This window comes from Cobetia sp. cqz5-12, assembly GCF_016495405.1.
Lineage (GTDB): Bacteria > Pseudomonadota > Gammaproteobacteria > Pseudomonadales > Halomonadaceae > Cobetia.
The window spans coordinates 2014636-2031666 of record NZ_CP044522.1 but is presented as its reverse complement, the minus strand read 5'-3'; the positions used below and the strand labels follow the sequence as shown (position 1 = coordinate 2031666).

Sequence of the window (17031 nt, the reverse complement as noted above, 5' to 3'; positions counted from 1 at the left end):
GCCCCTTTTCTTGCAAGACCCCTCAACCATCGCGAGCCGCCTATGATGTAACGGTGTTTGCGAGTTGACTACAGCGAGGCTTTGACATGACCGGCCTGACCACACACTTGTCTCATCACCGTCCTGCGGGCGTATCGCGCAGCTCCCTGACCACTGGCATGCTGGCGGCTGGCGTGGTGCTTTCCAGCCTGTTGGCGTCACCAGCGGCCCTGGCTGACAAGACGGAGGATGCCATCCAGTATCGCCAGGCTGTCTTCCAGACGCTGGCATGGCAGTTCAGCCCGATGGGCGCGATGGTCAAGGGCAAGCAGGATTATGATGCCGAGGAGTTTCGCACTCGCGCCGAGCGACTGGCACTGTTGGCTCAGATGCCTTGGGAGGGATTCATCGCCGGCTCCTACGACGGTGATACCGATGCGCTGAGCAAGATAGAGACCGACCGTGCAGGCTTCGACAAGCGTGCAGAGGCACTGATGACCCAGAGCCGGGCATTGGCCGACGCCGCCGCCAGTCAGGACCTTGACGCCCTGCGCAGCCAGTTCGTCGAGACAGCCAAGACCTGCAAGGGCTGTCATCAGCAGTATCGCGCTGACTGATAGTCAAAGCTCCACCACACACAAGCGCCGCCATGAGATTGCTCATGGCGGCGCTTGTGTGTATTGGCATGCTTGAGGGCGAGAGCAGGAGTGAGCAGAGCTTACGGCAACTGAGCCCCCTGCCAGATGACCACAATGGCAATGCTGATCGCCAATCCCAGCGCGAGCCACTTGCGGGGGCGTGAAGGTGGCGCTGGCGCGTTCTCGCCTGCCACCGATTGATTGCGCCTGAAATGCTTGCGGCCATGCACCATCGCCCAGATCAGCCACTCACCGCGCAGCCCGTGCCAGACGATGGCCATCAGATGCAGGGCGATCAGCCCCCACAACAGCGTAATATTGGTGTGATGCACCCAGGCCAGCCCATCGGCGACACTCGCTGAGACCCGGTCATGCAGGGGCCCTTCGAACAGCAGATCATCGGTGAGAAACAGCCCGCTCGATCCCTGAATTGCCAGCACCAGCAACATGGCCAGCGTCATCCAGCCACCCAGAGGGTTATGGCCTGCATGACGTGGCGCGCGTCCCGCCAGAAAGTCACCGGCGTAACGCCAGGTCGTGCGCGGTGACGCCAAGAAGCGGCTGAAGCGAGCATTCCCGGTGCCCACCAGCCCCCAGATGACGCGAAATACCACCAAACCGATCACGCAATATCCCAGTCGTGCATGCCAGACCATCGGAAAATCGAGCCCTGCGCCCACCTCGGCGGTGTACCACATGCCGATGATCGCCAGAATCAGCAACAGGTGAAACAGCCGGATGGCCAGCCCCCAGATCATGACACTGCGCAACGATGAAGGCCCGCCCTGATCAAGAAGCAACGTTTCGGACGAGGACTTGCGGGATAGGTTCGAACTCATCCTGATGACTCCCTCAGCGAATGAACCCTGGATGGCACGGCACGGGGCAAGGCAGCGATAGGCAGCCAATACGTGGTCATAGGCCAGTATAGGTGGCCATGGCCTGGCGGATCACGGCAAATCACTCCACCGCGGCGCCATGAGACATGTGAAATATCAGCAATGAAGCGCTGATTCAGCACTTTCCACTACCAGCTGCCACCTTGGCAGCATCGCCTGATGCTCGATGACATTATATGCTGACGAGATTGTCTACGGCTTTCCGGGTCTCGGCCACTTGAGGCCCCCTGCATGTGTCGCCCGGCTTCACCCCGCCTGCGCAGAACGGAACTCTCGCCATGTCATCGCCTTCCACGGCCAGTACCTCGCACGCCTCCCGGGACGACACCACCTGTGCGGGCTCGCCTCCCCGGCAGCCAGTCAGCGGTCGTCACCTATGGCAACAGGCACTTAACCAGACCCTGCCGGTGATGTTCGGCTATATCCCACTGGGCGCAGCCTTTGGCGTGCTGTTCACCCAGCTGCCGTTGAGCCCTTGGCTGGGCCTTCTCATGTCGCTGGTCATTCTGGCCGGGGCCGGCCAGTTCCTGGCGGTGGCATTGCTTGGTGCCGGAGCCGGCATCACCGAGGTCTTCGTGGCTACGCTGCTGCTCAATTCGCGCCACCTATTCTATGGCTTGTCGCTGCTGGAACGCTTCCGCGCGGCGGGCCTTGGCAAGCTCTATCTCATCTTCGGGCTGACCGACGAAACCTACTCGCTGCTGGCCAGTCTGCCGCGCAGTGGCGAGCGCGATGATCCGGTGGCGCGCCGTGATGACCAACGCCTGATGTTGCGCATCACCTTCCTCAACCAGTCCTGGTGGGTACTGGGGACGCTGCTGGGTCTGGCAGCCGGACAGCTCAACTTTGACAGCAGCGGCATCGAGTTCGCGTTGACGGCGCTATTCGTGGTGCTGGGGATCGAACAGTGGTTTGCCCTGCGCGAGCGTTGGCCCTTCCTGCTGGGTCTGCTGGTCACGTTCGCGGGCCTGTGGCTGCTGCCAAAAGATCAGCTGTTGCTGGGCAGCATCGCGGCAGCCTGCGCTCTGTTGCTCGGGCAGTATCATTACCAGCGTGGCAAACAACCGCCACACGGCAAGCCTGTCCCGCGTGACGATCATCCCCCCCACGGCAAGTCTGGCGCGCGCCAGACTCGGCACAATCAAGCCTCGGAGCACACCACCCCATGACGACCCTGCATGCCTTGCTGCTGATCGCCGTGTCAGCCGGTGCGACCTTCACCACGCGCGCGCTGCCCTTCGTGTTTCTGTCCCGCCATTCGGCCCATCCGCTGATTCTGCATATGGGCCGCTATCTGCCGGCCATCGTCATGGTCGTGCTGATCATCGTCTCGCTGTCCGCCATGCAACTGCCTGACCTGTCAGAGTCCGCGCACCGCATCTCGGCCTGGCGGAGTTGGCTTGAGAGCGCTGAGGGCGCTGGCATGCTGGTCGCGGCCATTTGCGTGGCGGGATTGCATCTGTGGCGACGCAATGCGCTGCTCTCGATTGCCGTCGGTACCGGGCTTTACATGGCGTGGTTGCAGCTGGGTGGTGTCTGAGGCTTGCGATCCACCACGTGAGCGGTCACAGTCATGTCATTACATGAGCAATTCATCAAGGGAGCCCACCATGAACCGCGATATCGCCGATGTGCGCAGAACCTATTCCGGTGATGGCCTGAGCCTTGCGAACACACCGCTGGAACCCTTCGAGCTGTTCCAGGAGTGGTTGACCAGCGCCCTGTCCGCCGATGACAACGACGCCAATGTCATGACGCTCTCCACCGTCGACAGCCAGGGCAAGCCGCATGCGCGCATCGTGCTGCTCAAGGGCTGCGACAGTGAAGGCTTCATCTTCTATACCAACTATCAGAGCCACAAGGGCAGCGAACTGGCCAATGTGCCCTTCGCCGCGCTGACCTTCTGGTGGCCCGCGCTGGAGCGCCAGGTGCGCATCGAAGGCAGCGTCGAGAAAGTCGCGGAAGCCACCTCCGATCAGTACTTCGCCTCACGCCCCAAGGGAAGCCAGTTGGGCGCCTGGGTCTCGCAGCAGAGTGTCGAGATTCCCGATCGCGAATGGCTCAGCGAGCGTCAGGGTCGCTTTGAACAGGTCTATGCCACCACCGAGGTGCCGCGACCGGAGCATTGGGGCGGCTATCGCGTGGTGCCGGAGATGATCGAATTCTGGCAGGGTCAACCCTCGCGCCTGCACGATCGCGTGCGCTACCAGCGCCTGGACACCGAAGACGGCAAATGGCACAAGCAGCTGCTGGCGCCTTGAACCGATCGCCAGTCTGTGCCGATCGCCAGTCTGTGCCGATCGCCAGTCTGTGCCGATCGCCAGTCTGTGCCGATAGCCAGTCTGCGCCACATCAAGCACTCTTCTCGAGGCTCCGCTATTGCGGGGCCTCTTGCGTTATCGTTCGGGTTACCGTCCGGTTTGCCGCTTGTGATGTCGCGTGCGCTTTCTCTTGAGACCCTGGCGGTACAGATTCGCGCGGTCAGCGGCTTGCCCTCGCCTGGCACAAACCGGACAATGGCCGCCCTTTCGGCCTCTCGAACGCTAGTCAGCCTGCGCCCTTCACCGGCGCATCCGACATGGCCTGCGATGCCAGACACGCTCAGATTGGAGGCATCATGGCCTGGGATGACAGCGGCACCCCCAAGGTGGCACGTCAGACACTCGTAGACCGACTGCTGGCGGGCTACACCCCGTCCGACAGGCATGGCATCTCGCTGGTCGATCACGCCGTGGTCGGCAATGTGCTGTATGCCGTGCTGGAGCACCCTCACGGCCATACCTTCATTCGCCAGCACCTGATGCAGGCACCCAAGAATGGTGACCCCAGCCGCTGGGAATACCATATCCGTGACGAGGGCACGCCAGACATTCCGCTGCAATGCCCGGAAGAGCTGCTCGAACAGTCGACAGCGCCCGGTGAAATTGCCGCCCAATGGCGCGCCGACACCCGCGCGGCGCGTGAGGCCGCCGCGGCGCGCAAGCGCAGGATCAAGAAGCTCAAGAAAGGCGAGCTGCTGACCGCACTGGACGGCAGCGAGGTGATCTTCGTGCGTGCCTTCACCGCCAGCCTCTTCATCGGACGTGCGCCCCAGGATGGTGAGGACGACGAGTACGAGTATCACTGGGATGACATTGCCCTCTAGATAGGGGCAGCGCTTGCGCCCACTTGCCGTTACGCCCCGACTCCTTCTGACGTCACTGACGAGCCTTTATGCAGCCACAAGCCGATCCGTTCATCGTTCCCGTCTGCCACGAAACCTACGCGATACTGTACGCCGACGATGACATCCTGCTGATCCACAAGCCCAGTGGCCTGCTCAGCCTATCCGGCAAGCATCCACTCAATCTGGATTCACTGCATCATCGCCTGGTCAAGGAATATCCCACCGCCAAGCTGCTGCATCGGCTGGATTTCGGCACCTCGGGCATCATGCTGGTCGCGCTCAACAAGCCGGCCAACGGCAACCTGACGCGCCAGTTTCAGGATCGAAACATCGGCAAGTCCTACACCGCGATCCTGCATGGCCATCTTGAGGAGGACAGCGGACGTATCTCGCTGCCCATCGCCAAGGATGTCGACCAGTTCCCGCTGCAGAAGATCTGCCACGAGACCGGCAAGACCGCCATCAGTGATTTTCGCGTCATTGAACGCCTGGAGAATCCGGCGCGCACGCGAGTCGAGTTCACGCCGGTGTCAGGTCGCACGCATCAGTTGCGCATTCATAGCCAGCAGATCGGCCACCCGATCCTGGGCTGCGACCTCTATGCGACGGATGAGGCCTTCTTCATGGCCGAGCGCCTGATGCTGCATGCCGAGATGATCAGCTTCGATCACCCGGTGAGCGGTGAGCGCATGGCAGTGCGCAGTCCCTGTCCTTTCTGAGCCCGCCCGTTCTGATCAATTCAGGCTGAGTCCGCCCCGTGTGAGCGACGCGTCATTGCAGGCACACAACGAAACGCCCCCACAGGAGACCCTGTGGGGGCGTTTCGTCATGCATGACTCAGTGAGTCATGCGTCAGGCATCACTCAGCTGCGGCCGGCAGCCATTCCTTGACGATATCCTGATGGCTTTCCACCCAAGCCTTGGCGGTTTCGTAGGGGTCAGCGTCATCTTCCTGGTTGTTGAGCATCACTTCGCCCATGTCAGCCGGGGTCCAGGCGAAGTTGTCGAGAATCGCGTAGACCTCCGGCATGTCTTCCTCGAGCCCCTTGCGCGCCAGGGTGTGAATCTCCTCGGCACCGCCGTAGACGCCCTGCGGGTCATCCAGGTACTTGAGGTCCCAGCGAGCGAACATCCAATGCGGTGTCCAGCCGGTGACGACGATCTCACGCTCGCCCTTGATCGCATTGCTCAGCGCGGCGGTCATGGTCGCGCCGCTGCCGGTGGTCAGATCGATGTCCTCGAGATCATAATCCTCGAGCACCTGCTCGGTCAGACGCGTCAGACCTGCGCCCGGCTCGATGCCGACGATGCGCTCATCGATATCCTCGGCGTGGGTCTTGATGTCGTCGATGGTCTCGAGCTTGCTGTAGGACGGCACGACCAGCCCCAGCTTGGTGCCTTCGAGATTGACGCCCAGGTCGTCGACCTTGTCGGCGATCTTGGCCATGTAGTCTTCGTGGGTGGTGGGGAGCCACGCACCGACCATGCCATCGGCATCGCCGAAGGCAACTGCCTGGAACATCGCCGCCGCAGACAGCGCCTTGAGTTCGACGTTGTAGCCCTGTGATTCGAGCACCGCCTTGACCACATTGGTGGAGGCGACTTCAGAGGACCATTCGACGTAGGCCAGCGTCACATCGCCCTTGTCACCGGCGGCATACACGGCACTTGCACCGGCCAGTGAGGAAGACATGACAGCGCCGAGCAGCAATGCCTTGCTGGCGGCATTCATCTTCGCAGTGACGTTCAAGGTAGTGCGGGAGGCATCTTGCTTGTTCATCGTTATCCCCTTTATTCGAATTTACTCATTATTTATCGAAAAGCATCTGTCGAAGAACGTCTGTCGAAACACGAGTTCAAAGAGCGCTTGTCGACGGCCAACAGCCATCGTCCTCTCGACAGTCAAACGCTGAGGCGGGTAGGAAAAGTGCTCGAGGCGGCCTCCGTATAGCCATGAAGCATACGGAGGCCACTGATGAAGCCCCTCACGAACGAGGCTTCTTTTCCTTGCTGAAGGTCTGGGTCAGGCGGTCGAGCAGCATGGCCAGGATGACCACCGCGATGCCCGCTTCGAAACCATCTCCCGGACGCAGGCGCTGGATGGCTTTCCAGACTTCATTCCCCAGGCCATCGGCGCCGATCATGGCCGCGATCACCACCATCGACAGTGCCAGCATGATGGTCTGGTTGATGCCGGCCATCACGGTGGGCAGTGACAGCGGCAGCTGCAGCTTGAAGAGTTTCTGGCTGCGGGTGGCACCGAAGGCATCGGCCGCCTCGATCAGGTCGTTGGGCACCTGACGAATGCCCAGCGTGGTGAAGCGAATCGCCGGTGGCATCGAGAAGATCACGGTGGCGAAGATGGCGGAGACCGAGCCGATGCCGAAGAAGGGAATCGCCGGAATCAGGTAGACGAAGGCCGGCATGGTCTGCATGAAATCCAGCACCGGCATGATGACCTTGTAGAAGCGATCCGAAAGTGCCGCCAGTATCCCCAGTGGTACCGCGATGACCACGGCGACCAGGGTGGCGATCACCACCAGAGTCAGCGATTCGATCATCGGATCCCACAGATCCAGGTTCCAGATCAGTCCCAGCCCCAGTACGGAACCGATGGCCAGGCGCGTGCCGGCCAGCCGCCAGCACAACAGCGTCACCAGGGCGATCAGCGCCCACTCGGGTAGCCACATCAGCGCATCGTTGAGGACATCGATGCCGGTCTCGGTGAACTTGGAGATGCCGCGCGTGATGCCTGAGTAGTTGGTCGTCAGGTAATCAAGCCCCGTCTCGATCCAGTCACCCAGTTCAATCTTCGGGATGGTAAAACCGGTTGCGTCGCTCATGCGTGTGCCTCCCCTGCTTCCGCCAGTTCCGCGAGTACGGACCCTTTGATCACCACGCCCAAGAGGCGGGATTGCTCATCGACTACCGCCAGCGGATGGTGATGACCGGCAAACATCGCGAACAGGTTGTGCAGCGGTTCTTCCGGGGAAACCTGACAGCAATCGGAGTGGATGATGCTCGAGAGATCAGTCAGATTCTCGCGCACGGCACGTTCGGCATCCTCGGCAGTGATGATCCCGAGTACGGTGCGATCACGACGCACCACGAACAGGCTGTCGAGGCCGTTGTCGCCCATCTTGCGCAGCGCCGTGCGCGGGCCATCATCATCGCGTGCGGTGGCACGCACATCGGTCATCGCCGAGCGGGCAGTCAGGATGCGCGACATGTCGACGCCTTCGACGAAGCGCGCCACATAATCATTGGCAGGGGATGTCAGGATGCTTTCGGGGGAGCCGATCTGCACGATCTCGCCATCCTTGAGCAGGATGATGCGGTCGCCGATGGACAGGGCTTCATCAAGGTCGTGGGTGATGAAGATGGTGGTCTTCTTCATCTTGTGCTGCAGCGCCAGCAATTCCTGCTGCATGTCCTTGCGGATCAGGGGATCAAGCGCCGAGAAGGCCTCATCCATCAACAGCACAGTGGAGTCGTTGGCCAGCGCTCGCGCCAGGCCGACACGTTGTTGCATGCCGCCGGATAGCTGGCTGGGGTAGGCATCTTCCCAACCATCAAGGCCGACCTGCTTGAGCGCATCGCGACCGCGCTGACAACAGACTTCCTTGTCCTCGCCACGGACCTCAAGCCCGAACTCGGCATTCTGTTGCACGGTGCGATGCGGGAAGAGCGCGAAATTCTGGAACACCATCGAGAAATGCTTGCGACGACAGCGCAGCAGCGACTTGTCATCCAGCTTGGCGACATCATCGCCGTCGATGAGGATCTCGCCCTCCGTCGGTTCGATCAACCGGTTCAGGCAGCGGATCAGGGTCGATTTCCCGGAGCCGGACAGCCCCATGATGACCAGCAACTCGCCTTCCATCACATCAAAGTCCACGTTGGAAAGCCCCAACGTCTGGCCAGTCTTCTCGAGAATCTCAGGGCGTTTCATGCCCTCATCACGCAATTTGAGCGCCTTGTCGGGCTGATTGCCGAACACCTTGCTCAAATTGCGCACTCGAATCTTCACGTCGCGAGTGTCAGTCATTGGCTTTCCTGTCGTCAGCGGGCAGGAAATAACCACGGATTCTGTCCATTACACACTCAATCCGGCAGGGAGAGTGACTCGCCCTGCCGCTGAAATCGCGCAACCTGGCCGCAAGTCTCGCTTGCCGGCCTGCTGACAGAATACTGTGTCATCCCCTGCGCCATTATCCATAAAGGATTCTTATATTTGTAATTACAATACAGTTTTATTGATAAGCGCTCAAACACGAACAGACGTTTATACGACCAAGGTGGTATGCCCTTGACGCTTCTTGCTGATACCTCCCTGAATCACGATATTGCGTGTTGTTATTGGTCTATTGCTCTCCAACCCGACATTCATTGCGTGCTGTCGAGAACCGCCTGGCAAGCCTGCGCATGCGGCCTTGAGCACCTCCCACACGTCTAACAACAAACCCACACACACGCTTATCAATAAGCCCAGACATAGGCCTATCAACAAGCCCACGCACCAACAAGGTGCATCAGGCCTTGGCTTCCAGTCTCAGGCGCTGCCAATCACTGACCGGCTCGTTGAGACGGATGCTGGCATCGATGACCTGTTCCTCCATGTTGTAGCGACAAGTGAAGCCGAGGTGCTTCATCAAGGCGCGCATCGGATGATTGTCGATCATGATCTTGCCGACCATCTCCAGCGTGCCCAGCGAGCGGCAATAGCGCAGCATCTTCTCCATCAACAAGCTGCCAATTCCCTCGCCTTGCATGTCATCACGGATGATGACGGAGAACTCGGTGCGAATGTTGTCCGGGTCATTCCATACCCTTACCACCCCCAGCATCTCGCGCTGCGGCGACTCACCTGGCTGGGCTTCCACTTCACGCTCGGCGATGAAGGCCATCTGGCGGTCGTAATTGATCTGGGCGAGCAACGCGAGATCTCGCTGCGTCAGTGCCGCCTTGTGGTGGAAGTAGCGGAAACGAATGCTCTCCTCTGAGAGCCGGGCATGGAAGGCCGTGATCAAGGGCGCATCCTCACCGCGTATCGGGCGCACCTCGACGTGCATGCCATTGTCCAGCGACACCCATTCACGCAGCTCCTCCGGGTACGGCATGATCGCGAAACGAGCCGGTTTGCCAAGATCCAGCGCGAAATCCACCGCCACGGCTTCCTCGCGGTTGAGCAACAACGGATTGATTTCCAACCCTCTTATGTCAGGCAAATCCGATGCCAACTGCGAGAGCTTGATCAACAGCGTGCTGACGCGCTCGAAATCGCGCTCCGGGTCCGGCGAGTGCTCGGCGATCAGGCGGGAGGCATGGCTACGCGAGATCAGCTCACGCGCCAATGTCATATTGAGGGGCGGCAAGGCCACCTGGCGGTCCGCCAGCACATTGACCTTGTAACCGCCGATGCCGAACACGATCACCGGGCCGAATTCGTCATCACGCGTGATGCCTGCGCTCAACTGCAGCGAGTGCTTGCCACGCTGCATCGGCTGCAGGCAGAACTCATGAATGCGCGTACGCTCATGGTCACTGCGCCCGCGCTCGGCATCGCCTTCCGCCACCTTCTGGGTGATGCGGCGGATCGCCAGCGCGATATCCTCCGGACCGGAAAGGTCCTGCACCACGCCGGAAGACAGCCGCTGTGGGTAGCGGCGATAGCGGAACGGCTGACTGTTGTGTTCATGCACCACGCGCAGCGCATAGGGGCCCTGGCGAGAAGGCTGGTCGCCATTCGCGGCGGAACGCTGCAACTCGACGATGGCGCGTGCACCTTCGGCGGCATCAAGCACATAGCGACTCGGTGCGGTCGCGATGCCGTAGGTATCGAGCACCTGCGCCGTCTCCGAGTGGGTCAACCATTCCCGCCCCGCACGCCGCGCGCTGTGCACCAGGTCATGGGCGCGGGCGCGAATCTCGGCACTGGTCGAGAAGGCCAGGCTCGGCGGCGTCTGCTGCAACAGTGTCTGCACACGGTGATAATCGACCATCTGCAGGAAGGCCTTGACGCCCTTCTCTGGTGACAGATAGGTCGGAATGCCGGCCAGATGGCACTCATGGCGGGCCGAAAGTGCCTGCTCGAGCCCCATCCAGCTGGTCAGCAGGTTGCGTCGGAATTGCTTGCGATGCGCCACCAGGGCCTCGGCCGTCGCCCGTGAGGGAGCAAGACGTGTCGGCGCATGCACGACCAGCACGGCGTCCACGCCTCGGTCATTGGCCACGATGTTGACCGCGGCCACGAAGTCTTCCGGCGTGGCATTGCCGCCCAGATCCACCGGATTGCGCCCCGGCAGGCTGACATCCAGTTCGGCCTTGAGCAGCGCCTGGCGGCTCTCCTCGCTCAGCTCGGCCAGCTTGCCGCCACCCGCCATCAGCTTGTCGATGGCCAGCAAGGCCGGGCCCAACCCATTGGAGACGATCGCCAGCCGATCACCGCGCAACGGTTTCATGCGATTCAGCGTCTCCAACGCATCGAACATGTCTTCGCTGTCATTGACACGCACCACGCCGGCACGCGCGAGGGCAACATCGACGATCCGGTCGCGATTGGGCACCCCACGCGTGACATGTGTGCCGAACAGGTCGGCTTCCGGGGTGCGTCCGCTCTTGATCGCCAGCACCAGCCGATTGCGGGATGCCTCGCGCAGCGCGGTCATGAAGTGCATCGGGTCGTGGATGCGCTCCAGGTGCAACAGCAAGGCCTGCGACGGCCCGTACTGGTTCAGATAGTCGATCAGATCGGGCAGCATCACATCGACGCTGTCGCCCAGAGTCACCAGATGCGAGAAGCCGATGCCGCGCCCCGCCGCCCAGTCGATCATCGCATTGCCCAACATCCCCGACTGGCCGAGATAGGCGACCTTGCCCTTGGCCACTGGCTGCCCGCTGAAGGAGGCATTCAGGTGGCGGTTGGGCACGCAGATGCCCATGCATTCCGGCCCGAGCAGGCGAATCCCACTGCCACGGGCGGCCTTTAGCAACCGACTGTTGAGGCTTTCCTGATCACGGTGGATACGCGGGACTTCGCCCCCTGGCTCACGGGCCCGGGAGGCGTCCAACACGTCGTCCGTACTGTCGGCGATCCGTGGGTAGCGCTCGGCGCTCGATGCTGAAGGCTCGCCTGCCTGATCCAAATGCGACAATTCGGTGGCGGAGGAATTGGGGGCTGGCTTGCCAGTAGTGGGCCTGTGAATGCCCGGCAGGCGTGGGGCAGAGAAGTTCAGCCCATCGCGGCGTGACAGCATCTCAAGCCCCTTGCCGGTAACGCGGGCCAACGAGCTGACCGGTGTCGGCGCGACACCTCCCGAAATCAGCAGCGCCGCCTTGACACCGCGCCGGCCCAGCTTCTCGACCACCCGCGGCAAGGTATCCGGCGGCGAGCACAGAATGGCCAGGTCCGGCACCTGTTCCAGCTCACTGACCCGCTTGACGCACGCCACGCCATGCACCGTCTCATATCCCTTGGGATTGACCACCGTCAGGGCGCCCTTGAAGCCCCCTTCAAGCAGATTGCGCAGTACCTGCCCGCCCAGTGAATGCGGCTTTTCCGAGGCGCCGATCACCACGATACTGGCGGGCTCGAAGAAATTGCGCAGAAATCGCGTTCCCATAGGCTTGTCCTGTCAGCGGTTGCGCCTCGTCAGCGCGATATGAGCAGCATGCCGCGAAAGCGCAGGTCTGAACAGCCATCCTCGCGCCCTTCATGCGTGAAACAAGGTAGACCATCGGCGACTGGCTCATGCCATTGACGACTCTTACTGTTACGTCATGGTGCAGACCATTATGACCCGCACACTTACGCAGGCATGCCGATGATCACCTCCTACATATCCCATCGCGACTGCGGTCAGCATTTCATGGGCCCTACCCACCCCGAGAGCCCACTGCGCCTGCAGGCCATCGAGCGTCAGCTGGCGCTGAGCGGCGTGATTCAGCATGTCCAGCAATACAGTGCGCGAGCGGCAACGCTTGAGCAGCTGGCGCGCGTGCATCCCATGCGCCACCTGCAGGCGCTGGAGAAATGTCCACCCCAGGCAGGGCAGCTGCTGACCATCAACGAAGACACCGTGATGTGTGCCGATAGCCTGGTCGCGGCGCGACTGGCCGCCGGCGCGGTGGTACGTGGGGTCGACCAGGTGATGCGTGATCAGGCCGACAACGTCTTCTGCGCCGTGCGCCCACCGGGCCATCATGCCGAACGCGCCGATGCGATGGGCTTCTGCTTCTACAACAACGTGGCCGTGGGCGCCCTGCACGCCCGCCAGCATTACGGCGTGAAGCGGATCGCGATCCTCGATTTCGACGTACACCAGGGCAACGGCACCGTCGACATCTTCAAGCATGATCCCGACACGCTGGTGTGCTCCTCCTTTCAGGACGCCATGTACCCGTGGCGCTACCTGGAGAGCCGCTGGGAGCACATCCACAACACGCCCTTGAGTGAAGGCAGCGGCTCACTGGCCTTCCGGCGGGCCATAGAAGCCCAATGGCTGAAGAAGCTCGATGACTTCAAACCGGAGTTGATCCTGATCTCGGCGGGCTTTGACGCGCATCGTGAAGACCCGATGGCGGAACTGTGTCTGGAAGATGACGACTATTACTGGGTCACCCTGCTGGCGATGGATGTCGCGCGGCGACACTGCCACGGGCGTATCGTCTCCGTGTTGGAAGGCGGGTATTGCCTGGAGGCGCTGGGGCGCAGCACCGAAGCGCATCTCAAGGCGCTGGTGGGCTTGCCGATGCAGGATGGTCTCGATGCGCGTGCCGGCAGCCATCACCCGGGCCAACGCCCTTCAGAGCCACCGGCTTCAGAGCAACCGGCTTCAGAGCAACCCACCTCAGAGCGTCCCGAGTCAAAGAAACCCGAGTCAAAGAAACCCGAGCCAGATCAGCTCGAACTCGCGTCCCGCTCCGCCTCTGGCACGCCAGACGGCGTCCAGCCGCCGCTTGCCAAGCCCGCCAAGGATGAGCGTGACCACCCGCTGTTCTAGCGCCTGACTGTTCTAGTGCTCGGCTATTAGTGCCCGGCTGTTCCAGCGCTGAGCATTCCCCGTACCGGTGACTTTTCGCACTTGCCGCACACCACTCCCCACGACAGGTTTCCCGCAGCCAGGAAACCTGCCGCTGGATCAAGGGGAGTACCAGCGAGCCTCCAGTGTCCCAAAGAGGCATGTCGCGGACAGCCATGTTGGCTACGTGTCGGGATGATGCGCGCTTGCCATGCTGTGATAAGCTGGCGATAAAGTTTCCGATAGTAAACTTTATCGCCAGCTGACAGCACTGCGACACCCAGTGTCGTGCGCCGCCAATATCACGCCCATAGCGAAGCCACTCTCATGAGCACACCGACAGACAAGGACGCCGCCGTCCGGATCGCCTCCGGTCGCAAACCCTTCGTTGAGCCCCTGAAGCTTGGCGAACGCGTGAAGCAGATTCGCCTCTCCCATCACTGGACGCTGGAAGATGTCAGCCAGCGCACGGGACTGGCGCGTTCGACGTTGTCCAAGATCGAGAATGAGCAGATCTCACCGACCTTCACGGCGGTCCAGAAGCTGATTCATGGCCTCAACATCGACCTGCCGCAGCTGCTGAGCCCACCCAAGCGCCAGACTGGCACTCTCGGGCGTCGCGACCTGACGCGCGTCGGTGATGGCAAATCACACCCGACACCGACCTATGAGCACGAGCTACTGTCCTGGCAGCTGGCGCAGAAACGCATGATTCCCTTCAAGACTCGCGTGCGCGCACGCAGCTTCGATGATTTCCCCGACTGGGTGCGTCACGACGGCGAGGAGTTCCTGATGGTATTGGCGGGCAGCATTCTGCTCTATTCGGAATTCTATGAACCCTTGCCGCTGGGCGATGGCGACAGCATCTATTTCGACTCCGACATGGGTCACGCCCTTGTCTCTACCAGCGAAGAAGATGCCATCGTTCTGTCGGTGTGCACTCGCAATGATTCGGACCCAAGCTGATCTGTCGTGAAGTGAGCCGAGCTGTGTTGAAGCGAGCTGAGCCGAGTTGAACTACGCAGAACGCGCTGGCGAGAAGCTAAACCGTAAAGACAGCCTCGACGCGAGCACCACCTGGCCGACCCATTCGAAACAACGACTTGCTTGATCATTCTCGCCGTCAACCCGAAATAAAAAAATCGCCCACTAGCCATGCGCTAATGGGCGATTTTTTGAGATGTTGTAAAGACACTCATGGCTTGCGCCGAGTCCTGGCCGCCAGCACCCGCTGGGCGTTCAATTTATCGAGCGTCTCGATACCGAGCGTCTCAATACTGAGCGTCTCGATACCGAGCGTCTCAATACTGAGCGTCTCGATACCGAGCGTCTCAATCGTGCTGGGCGGCGTCGCCACGCCAGATCAATTGACCGCATTCGCGCAGATCATAGCCGCCGAGGGATTGGGCCAGCTGGATGCCATTGGGTGTCGCCAGATAGTCCAGCAACCCCTGGAAGAGATCCCGGAAGTAGACATTGCGCGGCACCACCAGATCGAAGGCTTCTTCACAGACCGGCACGAAGCCGAGGCCGAACTCATTGGCGGCCGACAGCGTACCGGGGCCGACATCCACCTCGCCCCGCGCCACCATCGAGGCCACTTCACGCTCGGAATAGGCGATCGCCAAGGTGTTGAGCTGCTCGGCACGCATCTGATGGCCGGACAGCCACTCCTGCAGGAAGCGCTGCGAACCCGCCCCCTCCTGTCGCACCGCCCAACGCCGCTGCGAGCCGAACAGACCGCTGGGGTCGATGGACAAATGGCGGTCGTCATTGCGGATGATCAACCCCTGAGTGCGGCGCGCAAGCCGCACCATCACCCATTGGCGATAGCCATCATGTCCGCGAATCAGCGCCGGATGCCGCAGCGCCGCCTCCTCCGCACGCCCCCAGTGAATGGCGCAGACATCAGCCCGCCCCTGGCTGAGCAGATCAAGCCCCAGACGCGTGCCAGTGACGCTCATGCCATAGAAGGCGCTACCGGCATGCTGCTGATTGAGGCGCATGGAGAGCGCGGCCAGCAGCGGATCATCGCTGCCGGTGATCATCAGGCGATCCGCCAGTACACCATGATGGCTGGACTCGAGAATCCATTGCTCCACCAGTCGCCGTGGAAACAACCACTTGCCGGTCACCTTGGTCGCCGGCATGGTGCCGTCACTAGCCAGCTGATAGATCTTCTTCTCGTTGAGGTGCAGCAGGCGCGCAACCTCCTGCACCGTCAGGAAGGGGTTGTCGTGGGGGACCGGAGCTTGCCGGCCGGTAGCCGTACCTGAAGACTCAGCGGCAGAGCTGCCTGAAGGTGCGCCGAGTTCGGAGGAAAAGCCCTGTGAGAGTGTGTCGCCCAGCGGCGAACAGAGACGGCTCATCACTGGCCCTCCTTGTCGTGCCCGGCTGCGGCAACTGATGAGGATTGCTTGCCTGACGCGTCATGACGAGACGACTTGAGGGCGTCGCCTGCACGTAGCGGCGGGATGGCGTCCAGCACCAGCCGCCCGGCAGGGTCCACGGCCTGGAAATGGCGTCCCTTGGCGCGTGCGATCAACAGCACGCCAAAGCGTTCCGCCAGCTCCACCCCCTTCTGCGTGACGCCGGAGCGCGAGACCAGCACCGAGATCCCCGCTTGAGCCACCTTCAATACCATCTCGGAGGTCAGGCGACCAGTGGTATAGAAGATGTTGGCCCCCTGATAATCACTGGCATCATCACTCAGCGGCGCCAGCCAGCTCAGCCCCGCCAGCGTATCGACGGCGTTGTGGCGGCCGACATCCTCGATGAACGCCAATACCTCATCATCGCGGCACAGGGCGCAGCCATGTACCGCGCCGGCCTTGCGATAGGTCGCGTTGTGCGCCGCCAGCGCCTCCAGCAGGCGATACAACAAGGCCTGACTGAAGGGGCCTGCGTCCAGCGCGGCCAGTGATTGGCGCTCCAGCAGATTGCCGAATACCGTGCCCTGCCCACAGCCGGTGGTTACGGTGCGCTTGCCGAGGCGCTGCTCGATATCCTCGGGCAGATGACGCGTCACCACCGAGGCGCTCTCGACTTCCCAGTCCACCTGCAGCGCCTCGAGGTCCTCCAGCTCACCCAGCAAGCCCTGATTGCGCAGATAGCCGGCCACCAGCGCCTCAGGTTCGGCGCCCAGGGTCATCAAGGTGACGATCTCGCGACGATTGAGATAGATGGTCAGCGAGCGCTCGGCGGCAATGGACTGCTGATGGCGCTCACCGCGCTCATCCATGACTTCGATGTCCAGCGTAGTGGGTAGTGTGGCGCGACTGATCGCTGGCCGTGCAGAGGGCATCATGAACTCGGGTCTCCCTGATCGA

At 61.6% G+C, this 17031-nt stretch carries 15 protein-coding genes and 1 pseudogene; 8 read left to right on the top strand and 8 right to left on the bottom strand.

Features of this window, described 5'->3' with window-relative positions; translation table 11 throughout:
* Nucleotides 1-107: 107 nt before the first annotated feature.
* Nucleotides 108-596: a c-type cytochrome gene (locus F8A90_RS08610; RefSeq protein WP_200019773.1), complete on the top strand. Its 489-nt coding sequence runs from the start codon at nucleotides 108-110 to the stop codon at nucleotides 594-596.
* Nucleotides 597-697: 101 nt separating this feature from the next.
* Here F8A90_RS08610 and F8A90_RS08605 read toward each other — a convergent pair whose 3' ends face one another.
* Complete coding sequence (locus F8A90_RS08605; protein ID WP_200019772.1) at nucleotides 698-1456, bottom strand: cytochrome b/b6 domain-containing protein; 759 nt, start codon at nucleotides 1454-1456, stop codon at nucleotides 698-700.
* Between the two features lie 338 nt (nucleotides 1457-1794).
* Between F8A90_RS08605 and F8A90_RS08600 the strand changes: the two genes are divergently transcribed.
* The 5 genes from F8A90_RS08600 to F8A90_RS08580 all read left to right on the top strand — a co-directional run bounded on the left by F8A90_RS08600 (nucleotide 1795) and on the right by F8A90_RS08580 (nucleotide 5401).
* A complete protein-coding gene (locus F8A90_RS08600; protein WP_200019771.1) occupies nucleotides 1795-2685 on the top strand; it encodes an AzlC family ABC transporter permease in 891 nt (296 codons plus the stop codon).
* On the top strand, nucleotides 2682-3056 hold the full coding sequence (locus F8A90_RS08595; protein ID WP_200019770.1) for a branched-chain amino acid transporter permease: 375 nt from the start codon (nucleotides 2682-2684) through the stop codon (nucleotides 3054-3056). The genes F8A90_RS08600 and F8A90_RS08595 overlap by 4 nt, the downstream gene beginning before the upstream one ends.
* 70 nt (nucleotides 3057-3126) lie before the next feature.
* Nucleotides 3127-3777: a pyridoxamine 5'-phosphate oxidase gene (pdxH, locus tag F8A90_RS08590; protein ID WP_200019769.1), complete on the top strand. Its 651-nt coding sequence runs from the start codon at nucleotides 3127-3129 to the stop codon at nucleotides 3775-3777.
* 356 nt (nucleotides 3778-4133) lie between these two features.
* Nucleotides 4134-4661 carry a hypothetical protein gene (locus F8A90_RS08585; RefSeq protein ID WP_200019768.1) on the top strand — a complete coding sequence of 176 codons (528 nt, stop codon included), beginning with the start codon at nucleotides 4134-4136 and terminating at the stop codon, nucleotides 4659-4661.
* 68 nt (nucleotides 4662-4729) lie between these two features.
* Entirely contained in the window at nucleotides 4730-5401 is a 672-nt protein-coding gene (locus F8A90_RS08580) for an RluA family pseudouridine synthase (protein ID WP_166017865.1), read from the top strand.
* 140 nt (nucleotides 5402-5541) lie between these two features.
* On the opposite strand, the gene F8A90_RS08575 is transcribed toward F8A90_RS08580, so the two are convergent.
* The 4 genes from F8A90_RS08575 to F8A90_RS08560 all read right to left on the bottom strand — a co-directional run bounded on the left by F8A90_RS08575 (nucleotide 5542) and on the right by F8A90_RS08560 (nucleotide 12304).
* A complete protein-coding gene (locus tag F8A90_RS08575; protein ID WP_233593613.1) occupies nucleotides 5542-6462 on the bottom strand; it encodes a glycine betaine ABC transporter substrate-binding protein in 921 nt (306 codons plus the stop codon).
* A 205-nt stretch (nucleotides 6463-6667) separates the two neighbouring features.
* Nucleotides 6668-7525: an ABC transporter permease gene (locus tag F8A90_RS08570; protein ID WP_166017863.1), complete on the bottom strand. Its 858-nt coding sequence runs from the start codon at nucleotides 7523-7525 to the stop codon at nucleotides 6668-6670.
* Nucleotides 7522-8730: a quaternary amine ABC transporter ATP-binding protein gene (locus tag F8A90_RS08565; RefSeq protein WP_200019767.1), complete on the bottom strand. Its 1209-nt coding sequence runs from the start codon at nucleotides 8728-8730 to the stop codon at nucleotides 7522-7524. Before F8A90_RS08565 ends, F8A90_RS08570 begins: the two co-directional genes overlap by 4 nt.
* Nucleotides 8731-9214: 484 nt before the next feature.
* On the bottom strand, nucleotides 9215-12304 hold the full coding sequence (locus F8A90_RS08560) for a bifunctional acetate--CoA ligase family protein/GNAT family N-acetyltransferase (RefSeq protein ID WP_233593612.1): 3090 nt from the start codon (nucleotides 12302-12304) through the stop codon (nucleotides 9215-9217).
* 201 nt (nucleotides 12305-12505) lie between these two features.
* Here F8A90_RS08560 and F8A90_RS08550 point away from each other — a divergent pair.
* Together F8A90_RS08550 and F8A90_RS08545 are read left to right on the top strand one after the other, a co-directional pair.
* Nucleotides 12506-13438 (top strand): annotated as a pseudogene (locus F8A90_RS08550) (histone deacetylase family protein); the annotation flags it as partial.
* A gap of 591 nt (nucleotides 13439-14029) precedes the next feature.
* Nucleotides 14030-14668: a helix-turn-helix domain-containing protein gene (locus F8A90_RS08545; protein ID WP_166017857.1), complete on the top strand. Its 639-nt coding sequence runs from the start codon at nucleotides 14030-14032 to the stop codon at nucleotides 14666-14668.
* Between the two features lie 229 nt (nucleotides 14669-14897).
* Here F8A90_RS08545 and F8A90_RS08540 read toward each other — a convergent pair whose 3' ends face one another.
* From F8A90_RS08540 to F8A90_RS08530, 3 genes are read right to left on the bottom strand one after another with little or no spacing between them, the layout of a single operon-like run.
* Nucleotides 14898-15059, bottom strand: a complete 162-nt coding sequence (locus F8A90_RS08540) for a hypothetical protein (RefSeq protein WP_200019765.1) — start codon at nucleotides 15057-15059, stop codon at nucleotides 14898-14900.
* Nucleotides 15034-16071 (bottom strand): helix-turn-helix transcriptional regulator, encoded by a 1038-nt coding sequence (locus F8A90_RS08535; protein WP_166017855.1) that lies wholly within the window; start codon nucleotides 16069-16071, stop codon nucleotides 15034-15036. Before F8A90_RS08535 ends, F8A90_RS08540 begins: the two co-directional genes overlap by 26 nt.
* Nucleotides 16071-17006, bottom strand: coding sequence for a formate dehydrogenase accessory sulfurtransferase FdhD (locus tag F8A90_RS08530; RefSeq protein ID WP_200019950.1), 936 nt, complete (start codon nucleotides 17004-17006; stop codon nucleotides 16071-16073). The genes F8A90_RS08535 and F8A90_RS08530 overlap by 1 nt, the downstream gene beginning before the upstream one ends.
* Nucleotides 17007-17031: the final 25 nt, after the last annotated feature.